The organism is Streptomyces sp. NPDC060209 (assembly GCF_042728155.1).
In the GTDB taxonomy this organism is placed as follows: Bacteria; Actinomycetota; Actinomycetes; order Streptomycetales; family Streptomycetaceae; genus Streptomyces.
On the sequence record NZ_JBHWZS010000015.1, the window covers coordinates 39,993 to 59,937 of the forward strand.

The 19,945-nt window shown below is 70.5% G+C and carries 18 protein-coding genes; 6 read left to right on the forward strand and 12 right to left on the reverse strand.

The window, feature by feature from the left end:
- Window positions 1-85: 85 nt before the first annotated feature.
- Window positions 86-2,080: a CocE/NonD family hydrolase gene (locus tag ACFWFI_RS05380; protein WP_387385744.1), complete on the reverse strand. Its 1,995-nt coding sequence runs from the start codon at window positions 2,078-2,080 to the stop codon at window positions 86-88.
- 9 nt (window positions 2,081-2,089) lie between these two features.
- Entirely contained in the window at window positions 2,090-3,589 is a 1,500-nt protein-coding gene (locus ACFWFI_RS05385; protein WP_387385747.1) for a peptide MFS transporter, read from the reverse strand.
- A 156-nt stretch (window positions 3,590-3,745) separates the two neighbouring features.
- Between ACFWFI_RS05385 and ACFWFI_RS05390 the strand changes: the two genes are divergently transcribed.
- The 5 genes from ACFWFI_RS05390 (at window position 3,746) to ACFWFI_RS05410 (ending at window position 9,054) form a co-directional block, all read left to right on the forward strand.
- Window positions 3,746-4,756 carry a polyprenyl synthetase family protein gene (locus ACFWFI_RS05390; RefSeq protein ID WP_387385749.1) on the forward strand — a complete coding sequence of 337 codons (1,011 nt, stop codon included), beginning with the start codon at window positions 3,746-3,748 and terminating at the stop codon, window positions 4,754-4,756.
- 239 nt (window positions 4,757-4,995) lie between these two features.
- Entirely contained in the window at window positions 4,996-6,228 is a 1,233-nt protein-coding gene (locus ACFWFI_RS05395) for a LolA family protein (protein WP_387385752.1), read from the forward strand.
- Window positions 6,229-6,334: 106 nt separating this feature from the next.
- The gene (locus tag ACFWFI_RS05400; protein WP_387385754.1) at window positions 6,335-7,321 is read left to right on the forward strand and encodes an ABC transporter ATP-binding protein; all 987 of its coding nucleotides are present in this window, start codon (window positions 6,335-6,337) and stop codon (window positions 7,319-7,321) included.
- A complete protein-coding gene (locus ACFWFI_RS05405) occupies window positions 7,308-8,198 on the forward strand; it encodes an ABC transporter permease (protein WP_387385755.1) in 891 nt (296 codons plus the stop codon). The genes ACFWFI_RS05400 and ACFWFI_RS05405 overlap by 14 nt, the downstream gene beginning before the upstream one ends.
- A gap of 196 nt (window positions 8,199-8,394) precedes the next feature.
- On the forward strand, window positions 8,395-9,054 hold the full coding sequence (locus ACFWFI_RS05410; RefSeq protein WP_387385758.1) for a TetR/AcrR family transcriptional regulator: 660 nt from the start codon (window positions 8,395-8,397) through the stop codon (window positions 9,052-9,054).
- Here ACFWFI_RS05410 and ACFWFI_RS05415 read toward each other — a convergent pair.
- The 7 genes from ACFWFI_RS05415 to ACFWFI_RS05445 form a co-directional block, all read right to left on the reverse strand.
- A complete protein-coding gene (locus ACFWFI_RS05415) occupies window positions 9,047-9,592 on the reverse strand; it encodes a flavodoxin family protein (RefSeq protein ID WP_387385761.1) in 546 nt (181 codons plus the stop codon). The genes ACFWFI_RS05410 and ACFWFI_RS05415 overlap by 8 nt on opposite strands.
- 114 nt (window positions 9,593-9,706) lie before the next feature.
- Entirely contained in the window at window positions 9,707-10,516 is an 810-nt protein-coding gene (locus ACFWFI_RS05420; RefSeq protein WP_387385763.1) for an HAD-IIB family hydrolase, read from the reverse strand.
- Between the two features lie 65 nt (window positions 10,517-10,581).
- Window positions 10,582-11,031 carry a VOC family protein gene (locus ACFWFI_RS05425; protein WP_387385766.1) on the reverse strand — a complete coding sequence of 150 codons (450 nt, stop codon included), beginning with the start codon at window positions 11,029-11,031 and terminating at the stop codon, window positions 10,582-10,584.
- Between the two features lie 145 nt (window positions 11,032-11,176).
- Window positions 11,177-11,626, reverse strand: a complete 450-nt coding sequence (locus ACFWFI_RS05430; RefSeq protein ID WP_387385769.1) for a hypothetical protein — start codon at window positions 11,624-11,626, stop codon at window positions 11,177-11,179.
- A gap of 12 nt (window positions 11,627-11,638) precedes the next feature.
- A complete protein-coding gene (locus tag ACFWFI_RS05435) occupies window positions 11,639-13,255 on the reverse strand; it encodes an FAD-dependent monooxygenase (RefSeq protein WP_387385771.1) in 1,617 nt (538 codons plus the stop codon).
- 70 nt (window positions 13,256-13,325) lie between these two features.
- Window positions 13,326-14,315 (reverse strand): EamA family transporter RarD, encoded by a 990-nt coding sequence (gene rarD / locus ACFWFI_RS05440; protein WP_387385773.1) that lies wholly within the window; start codon window positions 14,313-14,315, stop codon window positions 13,326-13,328.
- A gap of 119 nt (window positions 14,316-14,434) precedes the next feature.
- A complete protein-coding gene (locus ACFWFI_RS05445; protein WP_387385774.1) occupies window positions 14,435-15,295 on the reverse strand; it encodes an SDR family oxidoreductase in 861 nt (286 codons plus the stop codon).
- 128 nt (window positions 15,296-15,423) lie between these two features.
- Here ACFWFI_RS05445 and ACFWFI_RS05450 point away from each other — a divergent pair, with 128 nt between their 5' ends.
- Window positions 15,424-15,831, forward strand: coding sequence for a winged helix-turn-helix transcriptional regulator (locus ACFWFI_RS05450; protein WP_387385777.1), 408 nt, complete (start codon window positions 15,424-15,426; stop codon window positions 15,829-15,831).
- A gap of 6 nt (window positions 15,832-15,837) precedes the next feature.
- Here ACFWFI_RS05450 and ACFWFI_RS05455 read toward each other — a convergent pair whose 3' ends face one another.
- From ACFWFI_RS05455 to ACFWFI_RS05465, 3 genes are all read right to left on the reverse strand, one after another.
- A complete protein-coding gene (locus ACFWFI_RS05455) occupies window positions 15,838-16,896 on the reverse strand; it encodes a 2-oxoacid:ferredoxin oxidoreductase subunit beta (RefSeq protein ID WP_387385780.1) in 1,059 nt (352 codons plus the stop codon).
- On the reverse strand, window positions 16,889-18,844 hold the full coding sequence (locus ACFWFI_RS05460) for a 2-oxoacid:acceptor oxidoreductase subunit alpha (protein WP_387385783.1): 1,956 nt from the start codon (window positions 18,842-18,844) through the stop codon (window positions 16,889-16,891). Before ACFWFI_RS05460 ends, ACFWFI_RS05455 begins: the two co-directional genes overlap by 8 nt.
- Window positions 18,845-19,117: 273 nt before the next feature.
- Window positions 19,118-19,777 carry a LuxR C-terminal-related transcriptional regulator gene (locus ACFWFI_RS05465; RefSeq protein WP_387385787.1) on the reverse strand — a complete coding sequence of 220 codons (660 nt, stop codon included), beginning with the start codon at window positions 19,775-19,777 and terminating at the stop codon, window positions 19,118-19,120.
- Window positions 19,778-19,945 lie beyond the last annotated feature (168 nt).

Genomic DNA, 19,945 nt, shown 5'->3' on the forward strand with positions numbered 1-19,945 from the left:
TGAGGGACACGGTACGTCGGCGTCGCCGGTCGGCGGCAGTGCCTCAAGTAGGCGTAATGCCCGGAAAGTTATGTGATAACCCTGGTCAGCCCGCTGTCCGGGGGATCCTCTTCTCCCAGGTCCGGTGGAAGACGATCTCGTCGCCGTCCTTGCACACGACCTCGTTGGACGTGATGAAGTCGTCCGCGTCCGCGCTCAGCTCCGAACGCGTCTCGACCCGTACGTCCCAGGACATCTCCGGCCGGTGCAGCCGGATCGTCCAGTCCGAACGGGCCCGGGCCGACAGCGGATCGTCCTGCTGGATCGTGTAGGTCTCCAGCGCGTCCTCGGTGAACTCCAGCCCGTCGGGGTAGACCCGCGTGCCGCCGTAGCGCGGATCGACCTCCAGGCGCCATTCACCCTTTGCGACGTCACGGACCACCAGACGCTCCGGGCGCTGCTCGTCGAGCGTGACCGGATACACGACGCCGAGCGGCTCCGCCTGCTCCGGTTCGCCGAAGGTGATCGCCGGGTCCTCGGTGTGCCGGCGCACCGGCAGCTCGACGAGGCTGCCCTCCGCCTCGAGCGTGAAGCCCGCCGAACCGGCCTGGGGCCAGATCCACGGCCAGTACGAGGACGAGACGGCGACCCTGATCCGGTGGCCGCGCGGGAAGGTGTGCCCGATGCCGTTCAGCTCGAAGGTCACGTACTCGGTCTCCCCGACGGTCCAGTCCTCCGCGCGGTCGCGCCCATGACGGGTGGCCAGGTTGAGGGCCCCGCGGGTCACCAGGGTGGAGGACCCGTCCGGGGCCACGTCGCAGAGCCGGGCGATCACCTGGCCGCGCGGTACGTCCATCCGGACCAGGAGCGTCACCCGTGGGCGGCCGAGGATCTCGATGGGGGCGTCTTCGACGGGGAACTCGAAGCACACCGATTTGGCGTCCTCGTCCCGCTGGTCGGGCGGCAGGTCGGCGTCGTTGCCGAACGGGAAGAAGCGCCCCGCGTCCAGCCCGGTCTGCTGCGGCGAGCGGACGGTCTGCGGTCCGCCCTCCAGGGCGTACGTCACCGGGGCGACGTTCTCGGACGGCCAGCTTGCGTCGCCGACCCAGCGGCCGGGCAGCGTCTCGTAGACGGTGGCCGGAGGGTGCGAGCCGCTGATCCAGGACCGCAGCAGGGGCTCGTTCATCACCCCGGTGTCCTTGTCCTTGAGGTGCTGGTCCCACCAGCGCAGCGTCTCCTGGAGGAAGCCGATCGCGGGTCCCGGAGGGAGGCCGCGGTCCGGGTACTGGTGCGACCAGGGGCCGATCAGGCCGCGTACCTGCCCGGGGTCCAGGTGTTCGACGAGCCTCAGGACGGTGTCGCGGTACGGGTCGTGCCAGCCGCCCACCGCCAGGACCTTCGCCTCGACGGAGCCGTAGTCCTCACAGACGCTGCCGTGCTTCCAGTATGCGTCGCGGGTCTGGTGCGCCAGCCACGTATGGATGAACGGCTCAACCTTCTCGAGCCGCCGCAGCCACATGTCCCGCCAGTCGTCGCCGACGTCCGCCGGGTCCGGAGGCCGGGAGACGAAGGCCAGCATCGTGGATGCCCAGGCGTGCATGTCCACACCGAGGACGGAGCCGCCCATGTAGTGGACGTCGTTGTCGTAGCGGTCGTCGGCCGAGCACACGGTGACGACCGCCTTCAGGGGCTCCGGTGCGAGCGCGGCGATCTGGAGCGAGTTGAAACCGCCCCAGGAGATGCCGAACATGCCGACCCGTCCCGAGCACCATTCCTGCTGGGCCAGCCAGTGCACGACCGCGACCCCGTCCGCGAGCTCCGTGGCGTCGTACTCGTCGCCCGGCATGCCCTCGCTGTTGCCGTGCCCGCGCACGTCGACGCGCACGGAGGCGTAGCCGTGGCCCGCGTACCAGGGGTGGCGCTGCCAGTCGCGCGGCGCCGTCCAGTCGCTGAGCCGGTAGGGCAGGTACTCCAGCAGTGCGGGCACCGGTTCGTCGGTGACCGGCCGCCAGATCCGGGCGTACAGCTGGGTGCCGTCCGCGAGGGGGATGTAGAGGTCCTCGTGGGTGGTCTCGTACGGGAAATCGGTGCGGATGTGCATGGCGGTACCTCAGTGGACGGGGTGCATGGTGCGCTTGAGCCAGGGAGCGGCGGCGATGACGGCCACACCGGCCGCCACCGCGATAGCGCCATTGACACCGAAGTAGGCGGGGTTGGAGACCTCGCCGTAGAGCTTCACGATCTGTGCCTGGATGCCGTTGGCGAGGGCCAGCGACAGGAACCACAGCGCCATCGTCTGGCTGGCGAACGCCTTGGGGGCGAGCTTCGTGGTGGCGGACATGCCGGAGGTCTCCAGCAGGATGTCGCCGAGACCGAGCAGCAGGTAGGAGCCGACGATCCACCAGGCGGCCATCCGGTAGGTGCCGTCGGCGTGGCCGGAGGTCGGGATGACCATCAGGAGGAAGGACAGTCCGCCGAGGATCACCCCGATCGCGATCTTGTTCGAGGCGTGCGGCTGTCGCGGCCCCATCCGGGCCCAGACGGCTGCCACGACAGGAGCCAGCGCCACCTCGAAGGCGCCCAGTGCGGAGGCGTACCAGCTCGCCGGGAAGTGGAAGCCGAAGATCTCCGTGCGGGCGTTCGTCGAGGCGAGCAGCATCATCGTCGAGTACGCCTGGAAGAGGATGAAGTTGAAGACGACGGAGGCCAGGAACAGCACGACGTACGGCCGGAGCCTGCCGCGCTCCTCCGGAGTGACCCGGGGGCTCCTGAACATCACGACGAAGTAGACGACGGGCGTGATCACCGAGACGAGGGTGAGTACGTCGACGAACCGGTCCATCGTCAGCCAGCCGGCCAGCGCCAGGGCCGTCGCCACCAGGGCCACCACCACGATGCCGGCCACGATCGTCAGCACGGCCCGGCGCATCGGCCCGGGCGCGAGGGCGTACTCCGCCGCGTGCTTTCGCCCGGCCAGGTGACGCCGGCCGGCGACGTACTGGATCAGGCCGAGCGTCATGCCGAAGGCGGCGGCCGAGAATCCCCAGTGCCAGCTCGCGTGGTCACCCAGCCAGCCGGTGACCAGCGGGCCGGCGAAGGCACCGATGTTGATGCCCATGTAGTAGAGCGCGAAGCCGGCGTCGCGGCGGTTGTCCTCGGTGCCGTAGAGCTTGCCGACCATCGAGGCCACATTGGGCTTGAGCAGGCCCGTGCCCGCGCTGATCAGGCCGAGGCCCACCCAGGTCATCGTGGCCGTCGGCACCGCCATGGCGTAATGGCCGCAGGCGATGAGGATGCCGCCGTAGAGGACGGCGCGGTACGAACCGAGGATCCGGTCCGCCAGCCAGCCGCCCGCGACGGACACGAGGTAGACGAGGGTGCCGTAGGCGGCGGACACGGAGGCGGCGGTGCCCGGGTCCATGCCCATGCCGCCGTCGGAGACCGTGTCGGCGAAGAAGAGGACCAGGATGGCCTGCATCCCGAGGAACGAGAATCGCTCCCAGACCTCCAGCCCGGACAGGGTCATCAGACCCCGTGGCTGGCCGAAGAACGCGTGATCGTCTCCGGGCGGTGGCTGGGCCGGTTCGGTACCGGTTGCGGTGTGGGACAAAGCGACAACTCCTGATCGTATGAGCTGATGCCGAACATACCGGCGGTGGCGGGAAGGCGCCCACGGTGATCCAAAGGGGACCGGATACGCTGAGTTGAGTGAGGACAACGACACATCGACATTCCGTGTGATCGTCAGCAGACAGGAGATCCCCTCGTGACCGTCGTCGGGCCGTTCGGACTGAGCGTGCGGGACCAGGCACTTGAGGCCGATGTCCAGGCCGGTTTGGCCGCTGTCGAGGCGGGGCTGCTGGATGCCACCAAAAGTGAGGTCCCGTTCATCACGGAGGCCGCGCAGCACCTCGTCAGCGCGGGGGGCAAGCGTTTCCGGCCGCTGCTGGTGATGCTCGCGTCCCAGTTCGGTGACCCCGACGCGCCGGGCGTCGTCCCCGCCGCCGTGGTCGTCGAACTGACGCACCTGGCGACGCTGTACCACGACGACGTGATGGACGAGGCGGACGTACGCCGCGGGGTGGACAGCGCCAACACCCGCTGGGGCAACTCCGTCGCCGTCCTGACGGGCGACTTCCTCTTCGCCCGGGCCTCGCACATCCTGGCCGACCTCGGGCCGGAGGCCGTCCGCATCCAGGCGGAGGCGTTCGAACGCCTGGTCACCGGTCAGATCCTGGAGACCGCGGGCCCGCGCGACGGACGCGACCCCGTCGACCACTACATGGACGTGCTGGGCGGCAAGACCGGCTCGCTGGTCGCCGTGTCCGGCCGGTTCGGCGCCCTGATGGCCGGCGCCGACGAGTCGGTCGTCGACATCCTCACCCAGTACGGCGAACGCCTCGGCATCGCCTTCCAGCTCGCCGACGACGTCCTGGACATCGCCAGCGACTCCCACGAGTCGGGCAAGACGCCCGGCACCGACCTCCGCGAGGGCATCCCCACCCTGCCGGTCCTCCACCTGCGCGCGCGTGCGGCGGCCGAGGGCCGTCCGGAGGACAAGGAGCTCGTGGAGCTGCTGGACGGCGACCTCGGCGACGACGCCCGGCTCGCGGAGGCGCTGCGACGGCTCCGTGCCCACCCGGCGCTCGAGCAGGCACGGCGCGACACCGTCCGCTACGCCCAGGAGGCACGGGCGACGCTGGCACCGCTGCCCGAGTGCTACGCCAAGGCCGCACTCGAAGAGCTGTGCGACGCCGTGGTGCACCGCGCCGGCTGACCCCTGAGGGCCCGGTCGGCCCACAGCGGCCCGGCGGACCCCTAAGGGCTCGGCGGGACCCGGCACCCCGGGGTCATCCCGGAGAGGTACGCGCAGTTGCTCCCGAGGGCTGACGCTTGTCCCCGCCCGATTTGGTCAGATGGACAACAACCACTCCTGACCACATCGGGTGAGAATGGCGGCGGGGAGTGGACGAGTGCAACGGGATGGCAGCCGCCGACCACGGAGGTAGAGCACACATGGCACCGAACGACAGCGCAGAGACCAACGGCGAGGCCACGGGCACTGTCGTGGGCCGTCGGAAGGCGGCGCGCTACATCGTCCCGTTCGCGGTGGCGGGAGTGGCGGCGGCGACGATCGGACTCGTCCCGGCGCTCGCGGACTCCGGTGACCCGGAGCTGCCGGACATCACCGCGCAGGAACTCATCGAGAAGATCGCCGCGTCGGACGAGGAGCAGCTCTCCGGCACGGTGAAGGTCAGCACCGACCTCGGCATCCCGTCGCTCGGCGGGCTTGCGGGCTCCTTCGCGCCGGACGGGGGATCGGGGGAGTCGAGCGCGGCCCCCGAAGCCAAGCTGACGGAGCTCGCCTCCGGGACGCACACGCTCCGCGTCGCTGTCGACGGCCCCGACAAGCAGCGCCTCTCGATCCTCGGCGAGGGCTCGGAGTACAGCCTCGTCCACAACGGGGACGACATCTGGGGATACGACAGCGCGAGCGACGAGGTCTACCACGCGCAGTCCGACGGGAACGGGCCTGCGGGCGGCAAGGCCGGGGAGCGCAAGGCGGCCGAGGGAGTGCCGGCCACTCCGAAGGAGCTCGCCGAGGAGGCGCTCGCCGCCGCGGACGACACCACGTCCGTCACCGTCGACGGCACGGCGCAGGTGGCGGGGCGCGACGCCTACAAGCTCGTGATCAAGCCGAAGCAGTCGGGTTCGACGATCGGCTCCGTCACGGTCGCCGTCGACGCCTCGACCGGCGTACCGCTGAAGTTCACGCTGGCCCCGAGCAGCGGCGGCAAGGCCGCGGTCGACGCCGGCTTCACGAAGGTCGACTTCGCGAAGCCCGATGCCTCCTCCTTCTCCTTCACCCCGCCCAAGGGCGCGAAGGTGACCGAGGCCGACGAGCTGGAGGCCGACGCGGAGAAGAAGGGCGCGGCGGACAAGGTGCGGAAGGACCTGGGCGCGCTGGAGGACTTCCAGGGCCTCAACGTCATCGGCGAGGGCTGGAACGCCGTCGCCGAGATCGAGGTCCCGGGCGGGGCGGGGCTGCCCGCCCAGGGCTCCGGCGACGTACCCGCGCAGGCGCAGCAGTTCCTGGACGCGCTCGGCGACAAGGTCACCGGCGACTTCGGCTCGGGCACGGTCTTCAAGACGCGCCTGGTCAACGCGCTGCTGACGGACGACGGCAAGGTCTACGTCGGCGCGGTCACCAAGGACGCGCTGGTGAAGGCGGCCGACACCGCCAAGTAGGACGCACCGTGCAACCCGCCCCGTCGTACGCTCCGTACGGCGGGGCGGCTCGCGCGACGGGCCGTGGCGGGCGCCGGGAAACGGCGGGACAGGACCGGGAGTGCGCATGACCGACACAGCGGCCGCGACGGCGGGGCCGGAGACGGAGCCGGAGCCCGGCGCGGTGATCGAGACGCGCGGGCTCACCAAGCGCTACCGGGGCGGGCAGTTGGCCGTCGACGGCCTGGACCTCGCCGTCCCCGCCGGCAGCGTCTTCGGCTTCCTGGGGCCCAACGGCTCCGGCAAGACCACCACGATCCGGATGCTCATGGGGCTCATCGACCCGACCTCCGGCACCGCACACGTCCTGGGCCGCCCCATGCCGGCAGCGGCCCGCACGGTGCTCCCGCAGGTCGGCGCGCTCATCGAAGGGCCCGCACTGTACGGGTTCCTGACAGGCCGCGACAATCTCGTACGCTTCGACTCCGCCGACCCGTCGGCCGATCCGCGCACCCGGCGCGCGCGGGTGGAGAACGCCCTGGACCGGGTCGGGCTCGCAGCGGCGGCCGGCAAGAAGGCCAAGGCATACTCACTCGGGATGAAGCAGCGTCTCGGTCTGGCCGCCGCCCTTCTCCAACCGCGCAGGCTGCTCGTGCTGGACGAACCGACCAACGGTCTCGACCCGCAGGGCATGCGCGAGATCCGCTCCCTGGTCCGGGAGCTCGCGGCCGAGGGCACCACCGTCTTCCTCTCCTCCCACCTGCTCGACGAGATCGAACAGGTCTGCACCCACGCGGCGGTGATGGCCCGCGGCCGGCTCCTCGTCCAGGGCCCGGTCGCCGCGCTCGCAGCGGGCGCCCGGGGCCGGCTCGCCGTCACCACCCCCGACCCCGGTGAAGCGGCCCGCATCCTCACGGCACACGGGGTGACGGGCCTCGTGACCGACGGGGAGCGGGTGAGCGCCGACGCGCCGCCGGGCGAGGTGGAACTCGCGGACCTCAACGCCGCCCTGGTGCGCGGCGGTGTCCGCGTACGCGCCTTCGGCGTCGAAAGCGCCTCGCTGGAGGACGCCTTCGTCGCACTCACCGGAGAGGGATTCGATGTCGCAGGCTGAACTCACGGCGGTCCCCGCACCCCGCGCACCGCGCCGCGCGCTGTGGACCCTGGGGATCCTCCGCTCCGAACTGACCACCACGCTCCGCCGGTGGCGCACCCTGGCCCTGCTCGGTGTGCTGGCGGCCGTGCCCGTCCTCATCGGGATCGCCGTCCGGATCGAGACGGGCGACGGCTCGCGCGGAGGGTCCGGTGGCGGCGAAGGAGGCCCCGCCTTCCTCTCCCAGGTCACCAACAACGGTCTGTTCCTGGTCTTCGCGGCGCTCTCCGCGACGCTTCCCGTCTTCCTCCCGATGGCCGTAGGCGTCATCGCGGGGGACTCCGTCGCGGGTGAGGCGAGCGGCGGCACCCTGCGCTACCTTCTGGTCGCACCGGCGGGCCGCACCCGGCTGCTGCTCGCGAAGTACGCGTCCGTGCTGGTGTTCTGCCTGGTCGCCACCCTGGTCGTGGCGGCATCGGCGCTCGCGGTCGGAGCGCTGCTCTTCCCCGTCGGGGACGTCACGACGATCTCGGGGACCCGGATCGGCTTCGGCGAGGGACTCCTGCGGGCCGGACTGGTCGCGGTCGCGGTGGCGGCGTCCCTCATCGGCTTCGCGGCACTGGGTCTCTTCGTCTCGACCCTCACCAACAGCGGGATCGCGGCGATGGCGGCCACCGTCGGGGTGCTGATCACCGTGCAGATCCTGGACACGATGCCGCAGCTGGACGGGATCCATCCGTATCTCTTCCCGCACTACTGGCTGTCCTTCACGGACCTGCTGCGCGAGCCGGTCTACTGGGACGAATTGACCAGGAATCTGGGTCTGCAGGCGCTGTACGCGGCGGTGTTCGGCTCTGCGGCCTGGGCGCGCTTCACGACGAAGGACATCAGCGTCTGAGGGGCCGGCACCGGCCGTCCGTACCGTCGGCCGGTCGAGCCGTCCCCCGATCGGCTCGTCGCGGCACGAACGGCACGAACGGTGTACAGCACGGAACGTCACGACACGGTACGTTCCGTTTCCAGCCTGGTCATTGTTCGACTTTTGGCGACGACCTGTCAATAAGCGGTGGGCGGAATCCCCCTATGCTCACCGAATGATCACATCGCCGAGTTCCCTGCGCCGCAGCGAGAGGTCACGACGGGCGACGCTGGACGCCGCTCTGGAGCTGTGTACGGAGAAGGGGTACGGCCGGGTCACCGTCGAGGCCATCGCCGCCCGCGCCGGCGTGAGCAAGAAGACGATCTACCGCTGGTGGCCGTCGAAGGGCGCGGTGATGCTGGAGGCGTTCGCCGACGTGTTCGTCGGCGCCACACCGTTCGTCGACACCGGTGACGTCGCCGCCGACCTGCGGAGGCACATCAACGGCGCGGTGAAGGTGGTCTCCACGGCGCCCTACGGCCCTGCCTACGCCGGGATCCTGTCGGAGATGCATCACGACGACGCCCTCGCCCGGGCCGTACGCGAACAGCTGGTCGGCCCCCGTTTCGAGGCCGCCGTGGGACGCCTGCGCCGGGCCCAGGAGCAGGGGCAGATACCGGCCGGCGCCGATCTTCCGCTCGCGGTGGAGATGCTCTACGGCCCCGTCTACTACCGCCACGTGCTGCGGAAGCCGGCCCAGGACGAGGCGACGGTCGCCGCGCTGGTGGACCATGTCCTGCGGTCACTGACCGCCGGCGGCGGCAGTGGTCCGACGGGCACGGCGGGCGACGGGTCCGCTCCGGGCGGCGGCCCCGCCCCGGGACGTCTCAGCTGAAGAAGTCCTTCGCCCGGGCCGCGGCACCGGTGTCGGACAGCACGTCACCGGGCTTGCTGCCGTTGCCCAGCAGCACCCCGCCCCATCGCATCCCGAGGTAACGCGCCGAATTCCGCAGGGTCCCCGCGAGCGGCTCGGCGACGGACGGGTCGTCGTCCGCCAGTGCGGTGACCCCCCACAGGGTCTTGCCGGCCATCCGCCGCTGGAAGTCGGCACCGGGGGTCTCCAGCCACCCCGACCAGTGGTCCAGGTAGCGCTTGGTGGAGGTGGAGACCGCGTACCAGTACAGCGGTGAGGCGATGACCACGTCGGTGGCGGCGAGTGTCGCCTCCAGCAAGGTCGCGGCGTGTCCGGTGGGGGCGTGGTGGCCGTCCGAGTGCCTCCGGTCCTCGAAGTCGGGCAGCGGAAGGTCTCGCAGGTCCAGCCACCGCTGGTCCGTGCCGGCCGGGAGCTGCTCGGCCGCGAGCCGGGCGAGCAGCTCGGTGTTGCCGTCGGCGCGACTGCTGCCGAGCAGGAAGAGGAAGTTGCGCTCGGTCATGGTGGCCCCCCAATTAAATGCATACGACTTTTACCTGCGTACGCATCATATGCATGTGCATGCAATTTGGGGGAGGTGTTTTCCGGTCGCCAGGTCTCGGATGGCGGCGTGTTCTCAGGGGAAGAGCCGGTCGAGGACCACCGCGACCCCGTCGTCCTCGTTCGAGAACGTGATCTCGTCGGCCGCGGCACGCAGTTCCGCGTGCGCGTCGGCCATCGCCACCCGGTGACCCACGAGGCGGAACATGGGCAGGTCGTTGGGCATGTCGCCGAACGCCACCGCGTCGGCGGGGTCGCGGCCCAGCAGCCCGGCGGCCAGGGTGACCCCGGTGCCCTTGTCCACGCCGTACGGCGCCAGCTCCACCGTCCCCGGGCCCGCCATCGTGACGGACGCCAGATCGCCCACCGCCCCACGGGCGGCCGCGGCCAGTTCGTCGTCGGTCAGCTCGGGGTGGCGTATCAGGACCTTGATGACCGGCGCGGCCCACAGCTCCGCCCGGCGCCCGGCCCGCTGGGCGGGGAGGGAGGGGTGCGGCATGCGGTAACCCGGCTCGATCAGGGTCCGGCCGTCGGCGCCGTCCTGGTCCACCGCGGCGAAGACCTGCCCCACCTCGGCCTCGATCTTGCCGAGCGCGGTGTCGGCCAGGTCCCGGTCCAGCGTCACCGAGCTCAGCATGCGGGCCGATCCGGCGTCGTACACCTGTGCGCCCTGCCCGCAGACCACGAGGCCGTCGTAGGCGAGGTCCGTGAGCAGGGTGCGTATGCCGGGCACCGGCCTGCCCGTGACGATCAGATGCTGAGCGCCGGCCGACGCGGCACGGGCGAGGGCGGCGCGGGAGCGGGGGCTCACGGTGTCGTCGGAACGCAGCAGTGTGCCGTCCAGATCCGTGGCGACGAGGGTGTATGCGGCGGGTGGCGTGAACATGAGGTCAGCCTAGAGAGATCGCTTTCCCGCCGTACGCCGCTGACCTGCGCGGACGGTCGGCTCCGTCAGTGGACGCAGAATTCGTTGCTCTCCGGGTCCAGGAGCACCTGCCACGACCCGCCCGGCACCTCGACCATCCGCAGCACGCTCGCACCCAGCCCCACCAGCCGTTCCACCTCCGCCTCGCGCTGCCCGGGGGCCGTGTGGACGTCCAGGTGGATGCGGTTCTTCACCGTCTTGGGCTCCGGCACACGCTGGAAGAGCAGCCGGCGTCCGAGTCCGGTCCCGCTCTTCTCCTCGTACGGATCGTCCGGATGCCGCACCGCGGCCAGATCGCGCCAGGCGCGGCGCCCGTGCGGCTCGACGGTGGCGGCTTCGGTCACCGCTCCCACGCCGAGCAGTTCTTCGATCAGGGCGCTGTTGTCCTCCACGAGGTAGCCGAGGGTCTCGGCCCAGAAGTCGGCCTGGGCGTGCGGGTCGCTGGCATCGATGACGACCTTCCAGTGCAGAGTCATAAAAGCCGTTTGTACTGGTTGCGTGAATGGTGCGGCAACGGGCACGCCGGAACCGGGACTTCTTCTTCGTACGCCGCGCGCCCCGCCGGCCGGCGGCGGGGGGTGGCGGGCCGGGCCGGGACCGCAGCCGGCCGGCCCGCGGTTCTCACCGGGGCGCGCAGACCGCGCAGACGTGGCCGCCGCACGCGGTCAGGAGTTTTCCGGCCGCCGCGCTCACCGCCGGATCACCGTCCGCGGCCAGCCGCTCGGCGGTCGCCCGGCCGGCCAGGACCGCGAGATGCGCGTCCCTGGTCCACTCCGGGTGGTGCGCGTGGTCATGGGCGAGGATCGTCCCCAGCAGGCCGAGCACCCCCGCGCGGTCCTTCACGGTCTCCATGGCGGCGAGTTCCCAGAGGAACGGCACCGTGGCGACGGTCGCGTCGAACACGGCCATGGCGCCTATCCACTGCCCCAGATCGCTCAGCGCGTCCTCGGCCGACTCGCTGTCGCCCCAGGCTATCCGCGACAGCATCCCGGGGACCTGGGACGCGGAGCCCTGGGCATGGCGCAGCTCATGCCACTGAACGTGCCTCATGTCCCTCAGGATCGTCCCCATCCGGGCACTCAATCAGCCTTTGCGGATGCCGTCCACCATGCCTGCCACACTCATCGGATCCGGCTCCCGCCTCCCGTCCAGCGCGTCCAGATACAGCCGTACGGCGTCGCGGTCGTCCGCGTCCGAGATCAGCCCCACGTGGTTGTCGGGCCGGACCACGACGACGGTGTCCCCGCCGATGCCGTACGCCGCGTGGGCGTGCCCGTCCAGGTCGTGCAGGGCCTTCGGCAGGGCGGCGGCCGTCGCGGGCTCGGGGGCCTCGGCGCCGTACACCCGGAAGGCCCGTACCGCGTCGCCGTGGGCCGCGGCCGCCTCCCGCAGCGCGGGCTCCGCTCCCGCCCCGAAGCCCAGCACCGTGATGTGCGGGCCGGCGAGGACACGGAACAGGCGGGTGGGCGCACCGGTCGTGGCGTCGACGCAGGGGGCGTCCGGGGCGCGGTCGCCGGACCGTACGTCGCCCCCGCCCCCGGGGTGGGCGAGGGAACTCCACCGGTAGCCGCGGTCGAGTCCCGTCGTCGACGGGGTGATCGCGCTGTCGAGTCCGCCGCCCGGCTTCCTGATCGCCTCCAGCGTGGCCCGCAGCCTCTCCGAGGTGAGGTCCAGCGTCCACGCGGCGACCGGCAGCCGCTCCTCCTCGTAGGTGTCCAGCAGCTCGGTGTCCGCCCGCCCCCGCAGCACCTGGGCGAGCTTCCAGCCGAGGTTGAAAGCGTCCTGGATGCCGGTGTTCATGCCCAGCCCGCCCGCGATCGCGTGCACATGGGCGGCGTCCCCGGCGAGGAGGACCCGGCCCACGCGGTAGCGGTCCGCCATGCGCACGTTGACGCGGTACGTCGAGAGGAGCGTGGCCTCCGTGAGGTGGCCGGCAGGCAGCCGGGTGTGGTGGGCGAAGAGCCGCCTGAAGCCGTCGGGGGAGGGGGCGAGGGGACGGCCCTCCGCGTCCCGCTCCGGGCCCGACTGGTACCACCAGCCCGTCCGCGTGCCGGGGATGGGACAGAGCATGACGGCCCCGTCCTCGTCGAACCACTGGTGCCAGATGCCCCGGTCCAGGACGCCCGGGGTGATCTCGACGTCGCCGCAGACCATCAGCTGTTCCTCGTCGGTCTCCCCGTCGAACGCGACGCCGAGCAGCTTCCGTACGCGGCTGTGGGCGCCGTCGCAGCCCACCACGTAGCGCGCGTCGGCGCCGGAGCCGTCGGCGAAGGCGACGGCCACCGAGGCGTCGCCGTCGGTGAGGCCCACGACCTCGGTGCCCGTCTCCACGGCCACGCCGAATCCGGCGAGGCGGTCGCGCAGGATCTCCTCCAGCCGCCACTGCGCGATCAGCCGGCCCCGGTCGTAGGGCGCGTCCGGCGTCGGCGTGGAACCGGCGTACGGGTCGGCGTCGGCGACCGCCACGCCGTCGCGGTACTTGCGCATCGGGAGCGGCGGCGAGCCCGCCGCCAGCACCGCTTCGACGACACCCAGGTCCTCCAGGACCTCCAGGGAGCGGGGGTTGGGGCCCTTGGACCGTGAACTGCGCGGATACTCGGGCGATTTGTCCACGATCCGTACGGGGACGCCGCGTCTGGCCAGATCGCAGGCCAGCGTCAGTCCGGTCGGGCCCGCGCCCACGATCAGTACGTCGGTCATGCCTGCTCCTCGGTTCGCGTTCTCCTGACCGAAAGGAAAACGCAACCGAGTCAATAAAGCAACTCAGTAACTATTTCTGGACCGGGGTGCTCGCATCCGGCGCGGAAGCGGAAGCCGTCCCGACGGGCGCCGCGGCCTCCGCCGCCCGCACGGCCAGACGCAAGGCCTCCGCCCTCGTGCGCCGTGCCGTCCGCAGCGCGTCCCAGGTCAGCAGGATCAGTGCCACCCAGACGAGCGCGAAGCCGGCCCAGCGCTCGGGCGGCATCGCCTCGTGGAAGTAGAGGATGCCCAGGGCGAACTGGAACACCGGTGCCAGGTACTGCAGCAGGCCGAGGACGGACAGCGGCACCCGGATCGCCGCGGCGCCGAAGCAGACGAGCGGGATCGCGGTGACGAGTCCCGTCGCGGCGAGGAGGGCCCCGTGGCCCGCGCCCCCGGCCAGGAACGTCGCGTCGCCGCTCGCCCCGAGCCACAGCAGGAAGCCGAGCGCGGGCACGAACAGCACGGCGGTCTCGGCGGCCAGGGACTCCAGGCCGCCCATGTTGACCTTCTTCTTGGCCAGGCCGTACGTCGCGAACGAGAACGCCAGCACCAGTGAGATCCACGGCGGCTGCCCGTAGCCGATCGCCAGCACGAGGACCGCGGCGAACCCGGTCGCCACCGCGGTCCACTGCACGGGCCTCAGCCGTTCACCGAGCAGCAGGACGCCCATGGCGATCGTGACCAGCGGGTTGATGAAGTAGCCGAGCGACGCCTCGACGACATGGCCGTTGTTGACGGACCAGATGTAGAGGCCCCAGTTGATGGAGATCACGGTCGCGGCTATCGCGATCAGGCCCAGCCGCCGGGGCTGCCGCAGGAGCTCGCCGATCCAGGCCCAGCGGCGCAGGACCAGCAGGGCGATGGCGACGACGCCCAGCGACCACACCATCCGGTGCGCGAGGATCTCCACCGCTCCGGACGGTTCCAGCAGCGGCCAGAAGAGGGGTACGAGACCCCACATCCCGTACGCACCGATTCCGTACAGCAGGCCTGCCCGCTGCTCGTTCTTCCCCTTCACGGGCCCTCCCGGCGCTCCTGACGTCGACGATCGGCCGACTGCACGACGGTAGCGCCGGAAGGGCCCTCTGTCATTGCCGTCTCATGGAAACGGTCATGACAGGTGTCGAGGGTGCCCGTTCAGGCGGCGGCGACCGCCGCGGCGACCGTGTCGGCCAGGGGAGTGGTCGGCCGGCCGATCAGGCGGGCCAGGTCGCCGCTCGTCCCCGCGAGCAGGCCACGCGCGATGGCCTCGTCCACATCGACGAGGATCGCGGGGAAGGGCTCGGGCAGTCCGGCCCCGGTGAGGATCTCCTGGTGCACCGCGGCCGGCACGTTCTTGTAGGTGATCTCCTTGCCGGTCGCCTCCGCCACCACGGCGGCGTACTCCGCCAGCGACCACGCCACGTCGCCGCTCAGCTCGTACGCCGCGCCGAGGTGGCCCTCGCCGGTCAGCACGGCGGCAGCCGCGTCCGCGTAGTCGGCCCGAGTGGCGGAGGCGATGCGGCCGTCGCCCGCGTTCGCGACGACGGCACCGTGCTCCAGCACGGGCGCGAGATTCGCGGTGTAGTTCTCGGTGTACCAGCCGTTGCGCAGGAAGGTGTGGGGGAGGCCGGAATCCAGGATCAGCTGTTCGGTCACCTTGTGCTCGGCGGCCAGCCGGAAGTCCGCGTCCGGCCCGCCCAGCACGCCCGTGTACGCGAGCTGGGCCACGCCCGCCGCCTTGGCGGCGTCGATCAGTGCGGTGTGCTGAGCGATGCGCCTGCCGACCTCGTTCGCCGAGATCAGCAGCACACGGTCACCCGCCCGGAACGCGCCGCTGAGGGTCTCGGGCCGGTCGTAGTCGGCGATGCGGAGCTCCACGCCCAGGGCGGCGAGCGGTGCGGCCTTCTCCTTGTCGCGGACGACCGCCGCGACCGACTCCGCGGGGACCGCGGCGAGCAGACTCTCGATGACGAGACGGCCGAGCTGGCCGGTGGCTCCGGTGACAACGATGCTCATGGGGTTCCTCCTGGTGTGCCGGCCGGTCCGCCGGCTGGTGCGCCGATCCTGGGGCTCGGACTCTTTCCACTCACCCTAGGAGGTGCACTTTCATAACGAAAGTACCCACTTTGAAGTAAGGTACTGGTATGAACGTAAGCAGCATCAGGTTCCCGGGCGTCAACCAGCCGATGTGCCCCTCCCGGCTGGTGCTGGAGCACGTCACCAGCCGCTGGGGGGTGCTGGTGCTCGCCGCGCTGCTGGAGCGCTCGTACCGTTTCAGCGAGCTGCGCCGCACCGTGGGCGGTGTCAGCGAGAAGATGCTGGCCCAGACCCTGCAGACGCTGGAGCGGGACGGAATGGTGCACCGGGACGCCAAGCCCGTGATCCCGCCGAGGGTGGACTACTCCCTCACCCCGCTCGGCAAGGAGGCCGCGGAGCAGGTCTGGGGCCTGGCCCGGTGGGCGGAGCGGCGCCTGGACGTGGTGGAGAGCGCCCGCGAGACGTACGACGAGGCCCGGAGCCGGCCGGCTCCGGGCCTCGCAGAACAGCGGTGACGCGGGTCAGCCGACCACGGTCCACGTGTCGTTGCCGGCCAGCAGGGTGCTCAGATCACCCTTGCCGTGCTGCTCGATCGCGGTATCGAGCTGGTCCGACATGAGGGAGTCGTAGACCGGACGCTCCACGCTGCGCAGGACACCGATGGGGGTGTGGTGCAGGGTGTCGGCGTCGGCCAGCCGGGACAGCGCGAACGCGGTCGTGGGGCTGGGGTTGTGGGCGTCGTGGACCAGGATCTGCGACTGGTTCTCCTCGGTGACCGCGACGACGGCCAGATCGCCCGTGAGGGGGTCGCGGACGACGCCCTTCGAGCTTTCGGCGCCGAAACGGATCGGCTTGCCGTGTTCGAGGCGGATCACCGCATCCTCGGCCCGTTCCCTGTCCTTGAGCACCTCGAAGGCGCCGTCGTTGAAGATGTTGCAGTTCTGGTAGATCTCCACCAGCGCGGTGCCGGGGTGGTCGGCGGCCGCGCGCAGCACGCTCGTGAGGTGCTTGCGGTCGGAGTCGACGGTGCGGGCGACGAAGGAAGCTTCGGCGCCCAGGGCGAGGGAGACAGGGTTGAAGGGGGCGTCGAGGGAGCCCATCGGCGTCGACTTGGTGATCTTGCCGACCTCGGAGGTGGGGCTGTACTGCCCCTTGGTGAGCCCGTAGATCCGGTTGTTGAACAGCAGGATCTTGAGGTTGACGTTGCGGCGCAGGGCGTGGATGAGGTGGTTCCCGCCGATGGACAACGCGTCGCCGTCGCCGGTGACGACCCAGACGGACAGGTCGCGGCGGGAGGTGGCCAGGCCCGTCGCGATGGAGGGGGCGCGTCCGTGGATGGAGTGCATCCCGTAGGTGTTCATGTAGTACGGGAAGCGGGACGAGCAGCCGATGCCGGAGACGAACGTGATGTTCTCCTTGGCCAGCCCCAGTTCGGGCATGAAGCCCTGCACGGCCGCGAGGACCGCGTAGTCACCGCAGCCCGGGCACCAGCGCACCTCCTGGTCGGACTTGAAGTCCTTCATGGACTGCTTGCCCTCGGCCTTGGGGACCAGCTGGAGGAGTTCGTTGGCGTCAGGCATCAATGGCCTCCTTGAGGGCTGTGGCGAGCTGCTCGGCCTTGAAGGGCATTCCGTTGACCTGGTTGAAACTCTGCGCGTCCACGAGGTACTTGGCCCTCAGCAGCAGGGCGAGCTGACCGAGGTTCATCTCCGGGACCACGACCTTGTCGTAACGCCCCAGCACCTCACCGAGATTCCTCGGGAACGGGTTGAGATGGCGCAGATGGGCCTGCGCGATGGTCTCGCCGGCCGCACGGAGCCGGCGCACCGCCGCCGTGATCGGCCCGTACGTCGAACCCCAGCCCAGGACCAGGGTCGTAGCGCCGGCCGGGTCGTCGACCTCGACGTCGGGGACCTGGATGCCGTCGATCTTGGCCTGGCGGGTGCGGACCATGAAGTCGTGGTTGGCCGGATCGTAGGAGATGTTCCCCGTGCCGTCCTGCTTCTCGATCCCGCCGATCCGGTGCTCCAGCCCCGGGGTGCCCGGCACGGCCCAGGGGCGGGCCAGCGTCTCCGGATCCCGCTTGTAGGGCCAGAACACCTCCGTGCCGTCCGCGAGTGCGTGGTTCGGCCCGGTCGCGAACGGTGTCCGCAGGTCGGGGAGGCTGTCGACCTCGGGGATCCGCCACGGCTCGGAGCCGTTCGCCAGATACCCGTCCGAGAGCAGGAACACCGGGGTCCGGTAGGTCAGCGCGATCCGGGCGGCGTCCAGAGCCGCGTCGAAGCAGTCCGCCGGGGTCCTCGGCGCCACGATCGGGACCGGCGCCTCGCCGTTGCGCCCGTACATGGCCTGAAGCAGGTCGGCCTGCTCGGTCTTGGTCGGCAGCCCGGTGGACGGGCCGCCACGCTGGATGTCGATGATCAGCAGCGGCAGTTCCAGCGACACCGCCAGACCGATCGTCTCCGACTTCAGCGCCACACCCGGCCCCGACGTGGTCGTCACGCCCAGCGCCCCGCCGAACGACGCACCCAGCGCCGCCCCGATCCCGGCGATCTCGTCCTCCGCCTGGAACGTCCGTACGCCGAAATTCTTGTGCTTGCTGAGCTCGTGCAGGATGTCGGACGCCGGGGTGATCGGATACGAGCCCAGATACACCGGCAGATCCGCCTGACGGCCCGCCGCGATCAGCCCGTACGACAACGCCAGGTTCCCCGAGATATTGCGGTACGTGCCCGTCGGGAAAGCCTGCGACGCCGGTGCGACCTCGTACGAGACCGCGAAATCCTCCGTCGTCTCACCGAAATTCCAGCCGGCGCGGAACGCCGCCACATTCGCCTCGGCGATCTCCGGCTTCCTGGCGAACTTCGACCGGAGGAATGTCTCCGTCCCCTCGGTCGGACGGTTGTACATCCAGGACAACAGCCCGAGCGCGAACATATTCTTCGACCGCTCGGCCTCCTTGCGGGAAAGCCCGAACTCCTTCAACGCCTCGATCGTCAATGTCGTCAACGGCACAGGATGCACGTTGTACGCCTCGAGAGAGCCGTCCTCCAGAGGGGACTCGGCGTATCCGACTTTCGCCATCGGGCGTTTGGTGAACTCATCCGTGTTCACAATGATGTCGGCTCCGCGCGGCACATCGGCGATATTCGCCTTCAGCGCGGCGGGATTCATCGCGACCAGCACGTTCGGCGCGTCGCCCGGTGTCAGGATGTCGTGGTCCGCGAAATGCAGCTGGAACGACGACACACCCGGCAGTGTGCCTGCGGGTGCCCGGATCTCGGCCGGGAAGTTGGGCAGCGTCGACAGGTCGTTCCCGAACGACGCCGTCTCCGACGTGAACCGGTCGCCCGTCAACTGCATACCGTCACCCGAGTCACCCGCAAAACGGATGATCACCCGGTCCAGACGGCGGATTTCCTTCTCGGTGGCACCCGTACGGACAATGTGCGGGGCGCGCTGCTCCCCGACGACAGCCTCGCTGGCCTCATCGGACTTTCCGGCTGGGCTACTGACCTGGCTGGTCACTGAACTGGACCTCCCTCGGGGCGGCGGCTCGGGACCGGCCGACCCGCCGGCGGTCCAGGCCCCACCCTACTTCTGTAAGGGTCGCCTTCCTTGGACCGGTCATATGGTGGACGCGTTTTTCGGACATCAATGCGTCACTCTTCGCCATATTTTCCGGACCTCTCGGTCACTGGATGAACGCACCCCTCGGTGCCCGTCCTTTCGCCCTATACCTGGGGTTTCGCTTCACTGCGGGTGGATCATCCAGATCATCGCGAGTAGATCATCGCGTTGTCACGACTTCAGATAAGTGAGAACGGCGAGAACGCGACGGTGATCCCCGTCACTGGGTGACAGGCCGAGTTTCAGGAAGATGTTGCTGACGTGCTTCTCCACGGCTCCGTCGCTGACCACCAGCTGGCGGGCGACGGCCGAATTCGTACGCCCCTCAGCCATCAGGCCGAGGACCTCCCGCTCGCGCGGCGTGAGCCCCGCCAGCACGTCCTGCTTGCGGCTGCGGCCCAGGAGCTGTGCCACGACCTCGGGGTCCAGAGCGGTCCCGCCCCGCGCCACCCGCACCACCGCGTCCACGAACTCCCTGACCTCGGCGACCCGGTCCTTCAGGAGATAGCCCACCCCGCGGCTGCTGCCGGCCAGCAGTTCGGTGGCGTACTGCTCCTCGACGTACTGGGAGAGAACCAGCACGCCGATGTCCGGGTAGTCCTTGCGCAGCCGCACCGCGGCCCGCACGCCCTCGTCGGTGTGGGTCGGAGGCATGCGCACGTCGGCGACCACCACGTCCGGCAGCGCGTCCTGCCCCGCGAGGTCGCTCACCGTCTTGATCAGCGCCTCGGCGTCCCCGACCCCCGCGACGACGTCGTGCCCGAGATCGGTCAGCAGCCGGGTGAGTCCCTCCCGGAGCAGCACCGAGTCCTCGGCGATGACGACCCGCACTCTTTCCTCCACGACGATGTGTCCCCCACTGTCGGTGTTGCGTGTGTGCGCGCTGCGCGCGCCGCCTGTGTCTCCAGCATTCCAGCATCGGCGCCCGGATGGGCCGTAGACCAGCGGTTCCGCCGCCACCGGACGCGCCGCAGTGCCCCGGCCGCCGTGGTGGCGGCC